Below are 4,008 nucleotides of genomic sequence, written 5' to 3' on the forward strand. Positions count from 1 at the left end.
GGTTCAGGATCGTCGCGGCGACAAAAGAATCGTCGGGAAAGTTTTGTGCCAGCCGGAGCTACAAAAAAGGCCATCAGGCCGAGGCCCAATCGGCAGCGGCCAGCGCCGCCACGCCGGTCAGCTTGACCAGGCTGTCGTTCACACCCAGTGCAGCCGCGGAGTCGTTCACCAGGATGTAGGTATCCGCGCCGTAGCGAAAGGCAATGGCCCTGTTGGCGCCTGCCGTGGTGGCGGCCAGGGCCGTTGCGTCCAGGAGTGAAGAAGCCGCCGCGATGCTGGCCAGCTCCGTACTTCCGGGGGCGGCCTTCACTGTCCCCTTGGCGCCGTCCAGTTGGATCGAGTCGGTGCCGCTGGCAGCAAAGCCGGTCACTTCGATGGCCGAAGCCGCCAGCGTGGCAGATGTGCCGAGATTGATGTCCTTGGCCTCGGCGCCCGCCAGGCCCATGATTTTCACGGTGTCGGCACCGGCGCCCAGGTTGATCTTGTGCGCGGCCTGGGCGTTGAGCGACACGACAACGCCATTTGTGCCTGCGAGCGTCAGCCCCAGGGCCTTGGTCAGTGCGGTTGCATCGACCACGGCCACCTGGGTGCCGGTCACCGTGGTGGTCAGGGCCTGGTCGCCAAGGATGGCGATCCCTTGGGCCTGGGCCGCACTGATCTTGGCCTGGTTGACCGTGGTGGCGGCCACCGTGCCGGCAGTGCTCCTCACAGTGAGGGATTCGATGTTCGCCACGACGATTTCGTCATTGCCCGTGGCATCGGCCAGCACGATGGTGGCGGCATCCGTGGGGCCCGAAGCGCCGCTGAAGCTCACGGTCAAGGCGCCGCCGGTAAGGGAGTTCTGGATGCCTACGACGGTGGCCAGTGGGACACCGGAGAACGTGGCTGGGCCCTCGGCAGCATCGATCCGAAGTTCCTGCAGGCCGGTGGCACCTCGGGCATTGAATTCGGCCCCTGATCCTGCGGTGATGAAGATTTTCTCGACGTTGCGAAGTTGCGGAGCCACCGTACTGCCAGCGGCCAGGGTCGCAATCAGCGTGTCGACACCCGCTGCGCCATCGATCACATCGGCGGTTGCAAGGAGCCCCGCAGTGCGCGCAAGGAAGGTGTCGTTGTTGGCAGTGCTCTTGAATTTGGCCTCAGGCGCCGTGAGCGAAATCGAGTCATCGCCGGCCGTCAGCACCAAGGTGACGCCGGTGACGGGTTGCTCCTCCTCCTCAGGTGGCCCGCTCCATGAGTTGGCAGGATTGCTGGAGTAGTTGTAGGAATCCACCAGTTCCTTTTTCCATGCCACAGCCGCGGCATTGAACGCCGCCAGATCACCCGTGGCCTGTTCCAAACCCGAGAGGATCTGGCCCAGCTGCAGGGCCACGATGCCGACATTGGCCTTGCCCACGGATACCAGGTAGTCCCTCAAAGCGGTCTGCAGGCCCGCGTTGGGCAGCACGCCCAGGTTGCCAAGGAGTTTGGTGGACAGTTGGTCTTCCGTCAGGCCGGCAAAGGCGGCGCCATATGACAAGGCAAAGGCGTTGATGCCATTCGACGCGGCCATGGCCACCTGCTTGGTGAACACGGGGTAGGTAGGCGACTGGTCATTGAACACCCGGTTCAGGATCGTCGCAACAACGTAGGGCTCATCGAAAAAGTTCTGTGCCATCAAAAGCTCCGTAAAAGGCCGATCAGACCGAGGTCCACGAGGCATCGGCCAAGGCCGTCACGCCGGCCAGCTTGACCAGGCTGTCGTTTTCACCCAGCGCAGCAGCACCGTCGTTCACGAGGATGTAAGTGTCCGCTCCATAGCGGAAGGCAATCGCCTTGTTGGCGCCGGCCGTGGTGGCGGCCAAGGTCGCGGCGGCCAGCAGCGAGGAGGATGCGGCGATGCTGGCCAGCTCGCTGCTGCCGGGTGCGGCCTTGGCCGCAATGCTGGCGCTGGCCAGTTGCACCCTGTCCGTGCCGCTCACAAAGCCAATCACCTCAATGGCCGAAGCAGCCAGCGTGGCTGCGGTGCTGAGGTCCATGTTCTGGGCCGAGAGGCCCGCCAGGCCGATGATGGACACCGTATCGGCGCCAGCGCCCAGGGTGACCTTGTGCGCGGCCTGGGAGTTCAGGGCGATGGAAACACCCTGCGTTCCTGCAAGCGTCAGGTCCAGTTTGGCCCTGAAGATGGCCGATGCATCGACCACGGCCACTTTGCCGCCCGTCACGGTGGTGGTCAGTGCCTGGCCGCCTCCAATGACGATCTTCTCAGCCTGGGCGGCCGTGATGCGGGCCTGATTCGTCGTGATGGCAGCCAAGGTGCCTGCCGCGCTATTGACATTCAGGGTTTCGATATCTGCGACGATAATTTCGTCGTTGCCCATGGCGTCCGCGAACACGACCTGCGCGGAGTCGGCAGGTCCGCCGGTACCGGCAAATTTCACGGTCAGGGCGCCCCCTGGGCCGGAGTTCTGGATACCGACAGTGGTGGCCAAACCCACCCCGGAGAATGTGGCGGGGCCTGCCGCTGCATCGACCTTCAAGTCCGTCAAGCCGGTCGCACCAGTCGCGCTGAACTCGACCCCTGCACCTGCGGTGATAAGCACCTTTTCAACGCTCTTGAGCATGGGCGCCACCACTACATCTGCTGCCAGGGTGGCCTTGAGGGTATCGATGCCAAAGCCGCCGTCGATGGCGTCCGTGCTGGACAACGTGCCATTGAGAGGCGCCAGGATCGTGTCTCCCCAGGGTGTGGTCTGCGCAGAGGTGATGGCGTCATCACCCGACGTCAGCGATACGGTCTTGCCAAAATCACCGAGAGGGCCCGCGGGTGAAGAAACGACGTTGGCGGGATTGACTGAATACGCAAACGACGCCTCCAGTTCGGCATTCCATGCCACCGCCGCAGCCTTGTACACGGCCATGTCGCCCGTGGCGTCCTCAAGGCGCGACAGGATGTCGCCCAATTGCAGGGCAACGATGCCGACATTGGCCTTGCCTACCGAAACCAGATATTCCTTGACGGCGGTTTGCAGACCTGTGTTGGGCAGCACACCCAGGTTGCCCAAAATTTTGGCAGACAACTCGTCCTCTGTCAGGCCGGCAAAGCTGGCGCCGAACTGGAGCGCAAACGCCTTGCTTCCAATCGAGGTGTGCTGTGCTACCTGGTTGTTGTACGACGCGTTGGACGGGGACGCATCGTGGAACGCGCGGTTCAGAATATCGACGTATTCGTACAGAGGATATGTTCCGCTCACTTTGGGCATCGCCAACTCCACAACAACAAAAGTGCATGGAGCGTATCTGGGCGAGCCGGCCAACCCATGTGCCAACCGTCACAAGAAAACATTTTGAAACCTGGCACGCGCCTGCGCCACTTCCAGCAGCGATTCCACAAAAGTCGCAGTACAAGGCACCTCAGGCCACAGCCCAGGATGCATCGGCCAGCGCCGTCACACCGGTCAGCTTGACCAGGCTGTCGTTCTCACCCAAGGCCGCAGCACCGTCGTTCACCAGGATGTAGGTGTCCGCTCCATAGCGGAAAGCGATGGCCGTGTTGGCGCCGGCCGTGGTGGCGGCCAGTGTCGCCGCGGTCAGCAGCGAGGAGGATGCGGCGATGCTGGCCAGCTCGCCGCTGCCGGGTGTGGCCTTGGTGGCGGGGTTGGCGCTGGTCAGCCGAATCGCATCGGTACCACTCGCGAAACCGGTCACCTGGATGGCCGAAGCGGCCAGCGTGGCCGCGGTGACGAGGTCGATGTCCTTGGCCGCCGTGCCAGCCAGGCCGGTGATGCGCACCGTGTCGGCACCATCCCCCAGGGCAACGGCGTGTGCTGCCAGGGCATTGAGTGCAATGGAGACCCCTGAGGTACCGGAAAGCGTGACATCCAGGGTAGCCCGGAGCCCCGATGCGTCGATGGCGGTCACCTTGCCCCCGGTCACGGTAGTGGTCAGGGCCTGGTCGCCGGTGAAGACGATCTTCTCGGCCTGGGCAGCGGTGATACGGGCCTGGTTGGCCGTGGTGGCCGCCACGAG

The 4,008-nt window shown here is 63.7% G+C and carries 3 protein-coding genes; all 3 read right to left on the reverse strand.

The genetic code is table 11. The features are described from left to right. Window positions 1-73 precede the first annotated feature (73 nt). Complete coding sequence (locus ACK59X_RS23255; protein ID WP_409960750.1) at window positions 74-1,657, reverse strand: bluetail domain-containing putative surface protein; 1,584 nt, start codon at window positions 1,655-1,657, stop codon at window positions 74-76. Window positions 1,658-1,679: 22 nt separating this feature from the next. Next, entirely contained in the window at window positions 1,680-3,254 is a 1,575-nt protein-coding gene (locus ACK59X_RS23260; protein ID WP_409960751.1) for a bluetail domain-containing putative surface protein, read from the reverse strand. A gap of 139 nt (window positions 3,255-3,393) precedes the next feature. Then, on the reverse strand, window positions 3,394-4,008 hold a 615-nt coding region (locus ACK59X_RS23265; protein WP_409960752.1), incomplete at its 5' end, for a bluetail domain-containing putative surface protein.

The sequence above is a fragment of the Acidovorax sp. genome, assembly GCF_046339755.1.
GTDB lineage: Bacteria > Pseudomonadota > Gammaproteobacteria > Burkholderiales > Burkholderiaceae_C > Acidovorax.